The sequence below is a fragment of the Thermomicrobiales bacterium genome, from assembly GCA_041390825.1.
Lineage (GTDB): Bacteria > Chloroflexota > Chloroflexia > Thermomicrobiales > UBA6265 > JAMLHN01.
The window spans coordinates 1-5332 of record JAWKPF010000096.1 but is presented as its reverse complement, the minus strand read 5'-3'; the positions used below and the strand labels follow the sequence as shown (position 1 = coordinate 5332).

7 protein-coding genes are annotated in these 5332 nt (G+C 61.3%); all 7 read left to right on the top strand.

The window, feature by feature from the left end:
• Nucleotides 1–204: carbohydrate ABC transporter permease (locus tag R2855_20455; GenBank protein MEZ4533379.1), on the top strand; the 204-nt coding region annotated here is incomplete at its 5' end.
• Between the two features lie 201 nt (nt 205–405).
• Nucleotides 406–1194, top strand: coding sequence for an AI-2E family transporter (locus R2855_20450; GenBank protein MEZ4533378.1), 789 nt, complete (start codon nt 406–408; stop codon nt 1192–1194).
• The gene (locus R2855_20445; protein MEZ4533377.1) at nt 1122–1607 is read left to right on the top strand and encodes an AI-2E family transporter; all 486 of its coding nucleotides are present in this window, start codon (nt 1122–1124) and stop codon (nt 1605–1607) included. The genes R2855_20450 and R2855_20445 overlap by 73 nt, the downstream gene beginning before the upstream one ends.
• A 98-nt stretch (nt 1608–1705) precedes the next feature.
• Nucleotides 1706–2332 carry a histidine phosphatase family protein gene (locus R2855_20440; protein MEZ4533376.1) on the top strand — a complete coding sequence of 209 codons (627 nt, stop codon included), beginning with the start codon at nt 1706–1708 and terminating at the stop codon, nt 2330–2332.
• Nucleotides 2333–2528: 196 nt separating this feature from the next.
• Nucleotides 2529–3563: an ATP-binding cassette domain-containing protein gene (locus tag R2855_20435; protein ID MEZ4533375.1), complete on the top strand. Its 1035-nt coding sequence runs from the start codon at nt 2529–2531 to the stop codon at nt 3561–3563.
• Nucleotides 3560–4384, top strand: a complete 825-nt coding sequence (locus R2855_20430; protein ID MEZ4533374.1) for an ABC transporter permease — start codon at nt 3560–3562, stop codon at nt 4382–4384. The genes R2855_20435 and R2855_20430 overlap by 4 nt, the downstream gene beginning before the upstream one ends.
• A 194-nt stretch (nt 4385–4578) precedes the next feature.
• The coding region (locus R2855_20425) for a dihydroxy-acid dehydratase (GenBank protein MEZ4533373.1) at nt 4579–5332 on the top strand (754 nt) is incomplete at its 3' end.

Below are 5332 nucleotides of genomic sequence, written 5' to 3'. Positions count from 1 at the left end.
TTCATTTTCGGATTGACGATCATCACGAATCCGAACGACCAACCGATCACGATTGCGCTCAATAATCTGGCCGGATCGTTTTCGGTTGCCTGGAATGTCGTGATGGCCGGGGCGGTACTGGCCGCCTTGCCGACGGCCCTGATCTACATCTTCCTCGGCCGCTACTTCGTCCGCGGTATGCTGGCTGGTTCGATGAAGGGATAGGACCACCGACCCGGGTTCAGACGAATCACCTCAGATTGCAGAATCGGGACTGCAGGCGCATGTCCCGGCGCGGGCACGTAATAATCAGGTATCTCCGCCCACCATAAGTACCAGTTTCAGGGCCGGACCTGCATGATTTGGCTCGGCTCGACGATACTCATGCGAACATCGATCCGGCGCGGAAAGGGTCCAGGCAACGGCATGAGCGAAACGAACGACGGCTCACCGGAAGGATCGGAATCATCCGATCGCCGGAAAACGCCCAAACGGAGTGCGTTCCAGATCTCACGCACATCGGTTGCCGAACAGGCAAACGGCGAATCCCAGACCACCATCACCGAAATCGAAGTGCCGTGGCGCACGATCATGCGTATCGTCATGGCAATGGCGCTGATCTATTTCTTTCTGCAACTCTGGACCCAGGTGGTGATCGTTTTCATCGCTATCATCCTCACGCTCGCACTCGATCCCATCGTTCACAAGCTGGAGCGTCGCGGACTCTCGCGGGGACGGAGCGTTCTGGCGGTCATTTCCTCACTGATCCTCGCCTTGGCGGTTGTCGTGATCGTCGTGGCGCCTCCGCTGGTCGATCAGGGCGCGAATCTCGTCGACAATCTTCCTGAATATGCCGACGAACTGAGCCAGGTGCTCGATCGTTATCCGACGGTCGATGAGTGGATCAATGAAGCATCCGAGGGGGCGGCAATTCGGATTCGATCTTCGAACGCGTCATGTCGTTCGTTCCGGATCTCCTGTCGTTCGGGGCCGGCATCCTTTCGGGTTCGTGAGTCTCTTTTCCTCTTCGTGCTCACCATCTACTTGCTGCTGGACGGTCCCCGCCTCTTCGAGAGCTATGTCGGGCGGCTGGATCCGGTGCAGCGAGCGCGTTTCAGCGCCTCCGCCTGGAACTGGCCCAGGTGGTCAACGGATACGTTGTCGGTCAGACGATCGTTTCGTCCTGTTTCGGTGTCTTCACGTTCGTCGTGTTGACGGTGGTTGGAACTCCGGAAGCCCTGTTGTTGGCGGTGCTGGCGGCGATGCTCGATGCGATTCCGATGGTTGGCGCCACGTTAGCGACCATACCGGCGGTGTTGATGTCGCTGACGGTCTCCGTGCCGGCCGCTCTGGTTGTGCTTGGCCTCTTCGTCATCTATCAACAGGTCGAGAACAATTTCATCGCACCTCGCGCATTCAGGAACACGCTCAAGATTTCTTCGTTGGCGGTCCTGTTGGCCGTGTCATTTGGGAGCGCCCTGTTCGGCGTTCTGGGTGCAATGTGCGTTGCCGGTCGCGGCGGCGATTCCTGCTCTGGTGCGTGGATTGCGAGAAGGCGTGCCGATGCCGCAACCGGAAAGCGACTCGCTGTCCTGGCCGTCGGAGCCGCCGCACTAGCGATTCCTTAACGCCTTCGCGGCGATCGCCGCGCATCGGGCTGGCATAATGCTCTCCACATATTCGATCGACCACTCCGGCCCCGCCGGGGAGACGGAGGACTAACCCGGTGCGCCTGCTACTCGTTCGACATGGACAGACTGATTACAACGCGGAGCGTCGGGTTCAGGGACAGATAGATATTCCCCTCAACGATATGGGCCGGTGGCAGGCGGAGCGCATCGGAGCGCGTCTCGCGACCTATGCGCCGACGACGATCATCGCGTCCGATCTCTCGCGAGCCTCGGATACCGCGCGGGCCATCGCGTCCCATCACCCCGACGTGCCATTCGTCCAAACCGAGCTTCTGCGTGAAGTGCGGTATGGCATTTTCGAGGGGATGAGCGGGGATGAAATTGTCGCGAAGTATCCGGAAGAGTTCCGGCACTGGCAGGAAGATCGCGAAGGATTCATGCCCTCTGGCGGCGAGTCGATTCATGATCAGCGCGAACGGGCAAGCCGAGCGGTCCGGAAGATCATGGCGTATGCGCGCGAAGGCGAGACGACTGTTGTGGTGTCGCACGGAGCGATCATGCGGTCGATCCTGGCCGACCTGATGCAACTGGGCGTCGAGCAGCAGCATTTGCTCCATTTCGACAACACCAGCTTGACGGCGCTCGAACAGGGCAAGCGCGGCATGGTGCTGCAACTTTCGAACTGCACCGCTCATCTGGGCGAGCGCGCGGTGTTCCCGTAGGCCGGAATCCGGACTCGCCAATCCACCGTCCGCTTGTACAACCGAACCTCCGAACCAGGACGGGTTCGGAATCTGGCATTCCGGAACGCGTCTCTCCTATACCTGTCGATTTCAGACAAAGGTTCAATCGATTAACTGGCAGTTGTGTTGTGATTCGGAATGTTGCCGATATCACCAGCCCGACGAGGAGGTCAGGATGCAAACAGCCACGCTCGCTTCACCGGTGGAGCGGCAAACGGGCGGCGGGGCTCCGGTCATTGTCGCCGAAGGACTCGTGAAGATTTATCGCGGACGCAAGAACGAGGTTCGCGCCCTGGACGGGCTCGACCTGACCGTTGACGAAGGCACCGTGCTGGGTCTGCTCGGACCCAACGGCGCGGGAAAGACGACGACCGTCCGCATCCTGACGACGTTGCTGCAACCAGATGGCGGCAACGCGACGGTGTTCGGACTCGATGTCGTCCGGGATGCGCACCGCTTGCGTTCCCAAATCGGCGTCTCCGGCCAATATGCCGCGGTCGATGAGTACCTCACCGGACGCGAAAACCTGATCCTTTTCGGGCGCCTCTACCAACTCTCGAAGGCTGATGCGATTGCGCGCGCGGCCGAACTGCTCGAACAGTTCGAACTGACCGACGCGGCCGATCGCCCCGCCAAGACCTATTCGGGCGGGATGCGTCGCCGGCTCGACCTCGCCAGCGCCCTGACCGGGCGGCCGCGGTTGCTCGTGCTCGACGAACCGACGACCGGTCTCGATCCGCGCAGCCGGATCGGCATGTGGGAAGCGATTCGGGAACGGGTGCGAGCCGGAGCGACGTTGCTCCTCACCACCCAGTACCTGGAAGAAGCAGACGAACTGGCCGACAGCATCGCCGTGGTCGACCACGGCCGGATCATCGCGCGCGGAACGGCCGACGAACTCAAATCGCAGATCGGCGGTGAGCGGATCGAAGTCATCGTCCACCGTCGTGATGAGCTCGAATTGACGAGAACGCTGCTCGGCGGCGACGAGCATTCCGTCCACGATCATTTGCGCCGGATCACGATCCCGGCGCAAGGTGGGGTGCAGCGCCTGACCGAAGTCGTACGCATTCTTGGTGACGCAGGCATTCAGATCGACGACATCGGACTGCGACGCCCGACCCTCGATGATGTGTTCCTGAAGTTGACCGGCCATGGCGCTGTCGAAAACGGCTCTGGCGATGAAGCCGGGGAAGGGGTGTCGTCATGAGCGCCGGAACATTTGCCGCCGGCTCGGGTGGGCTGAGGCAAGCGATCACGGATGGCTGGCTGGTGGCATGGCGGAACCTGAAGCGGGTGCCGCGCATCCCCGAGATGGCCATTTTCATGATCATGCAGTCGATCATGTTCGTGCTGCTCTTCGCGTTCGTGTTTGGCGGAGCGATCCCGCTGCCGGGCGGTGGATCCTACCGGGAGTTCCTGCTGCCGGGCATCTACGCTCAAACGATCGTGTTCGCATCGTCCATCACCGCCGTGGGGATGGTTGACGATGTCAGCAAGGGAATCATCGATCGCTTCCGTTCGCTGCCGATGGCTCGATCAGCGGTGCTGAGCGGGCGTGCGATGTTCGACCTGGTCTACCAGCTCGGCATCCTGGTTGTGCTGATGGTCTCCGGCTACGCCGTCGACTGGCGTTGGCACGAAGGATTCTGGAACCTGCTGGCGGGAATCGGCATCCTGCTCCTGTTCGTGTTCGCGATGAGCTGGGTGGGCATCTACATCGGGCTTTCGTTGCGAACGGTGGAATCGGCCCAACAGGTCGGCTTCATGGTCATCTTCCCGCTTACGTTCGTGTCGAACGCATTCGTGCCGATGTCGACCCTGCCGTCCTGGCTGCGCCCGGTTGCGGAGTGGAACCCGGTCAGTACGCTGACCTCGTCGATTCGCGAACTCTGGGGGAACCCGAATCCGTACGCGACCGACAATTTCCCGTCTGAGCATCCGATCGTGATGACCTTGATTTGGGTCGTGATCATCATTGCGGTGTTCGCGCCGCTCGGTGTCCGGAAATACCGCAACATTTCCCGCTAGCATGCTCGACCGCATTCAAAGCCTGGAGTCGAATCGGCTCCGGGCTTTGTCTATTTGGGAAGCCGGATATCGGGTGCGATCGGCCCGGCACTGTGCGACACTGCGGTATCGACCGACGTGACGATCGCATTCGGTGACTGCCCGCGGAGTGGTGACGGAGCCGAGCGATCTGAATTCAGAATGCGAGGGATTCGATGGCGAGCAGCAGCACCGGGACGGCGTTCGATACACGTCACAAAAGCCGGCATCTCGTCGATGGTCCGGAACGGGCCGGCGCGCGCGCGATGCTCAAGGGAATCGGACTTTCCGACGACGATCTGAAGAAACCGGTTATCGGCATCGCGAACACGTGGATCGAAACGATGCCGTGTAACTTCGGTTTGCGCACGCTGGCTCACGCCGTCAAAGAGGGAATCAAAGCGGCCGGCGGAGTGCCGATGGAGCTGAACACCGTCGCGATTTCCGATGGCATCACCATGGGCACCGAGGGGATGAAGACGTCGCTCGTTTCCCGTGAGGTCATCGCCGATTCGGTGGAACTCGTGGCGAGTGGGCACATGTTCGACGCGGTGATCGGACTCGGAGCGTGCGACAAAACGCTGCCGGGCCTGTCGCTTGCATTGGCGCGGCTCGATATCCCGGGATTCCTGATCTACGGCGGAACCATTCTGCCGGGTGAAGTCAACGGCAAGGAAGCGACGATCCGCTCGGTGTACGAAGCGATCGGCGGGTTCATGGCGGGCCGCGTTACCGAGGAAGAGCTGGCGCTGATCGAGAATCACGCCTGCCCAACGCACGGCGCGTGCGGTGGCCAATACACGGCCAACACGATGGCGATGGCGATGGAGTTCATCGGCCTGTCGCCGCTCGGTACCGCATCGGCCCCGGCCGTCTCGGAAGAGCAACGCGACGCCGGCGATGGCAACACGGCCAGCGTCGTCAATCCGC

What these genes read in the sequence shown, in the direction of transcription:
- R2855_20435 (MEZ4533375.1), top strand. Translation starts at nt 2,529, where the DNA reads ATGCAAACAGCCACGCTCGCTTCACCGGTGGAGCGGCAAACGGGCGGC.
- R2855_20450 (MEZ4533378.1), top strand. Translation starts at nt 406, where the DNA reads ATGAGCGAAACGAACGACGGCTCACCGGAAGGATCGGAATCATCCGAT.
- R2855_20430 (MEZ4533374.1), top strand. Translation starts at nt 3,560, where the DNA reads ATGAGCGCCGGAACATTTGCCGCCGGCTCGGGTGGGCTGAGGCAAGCG.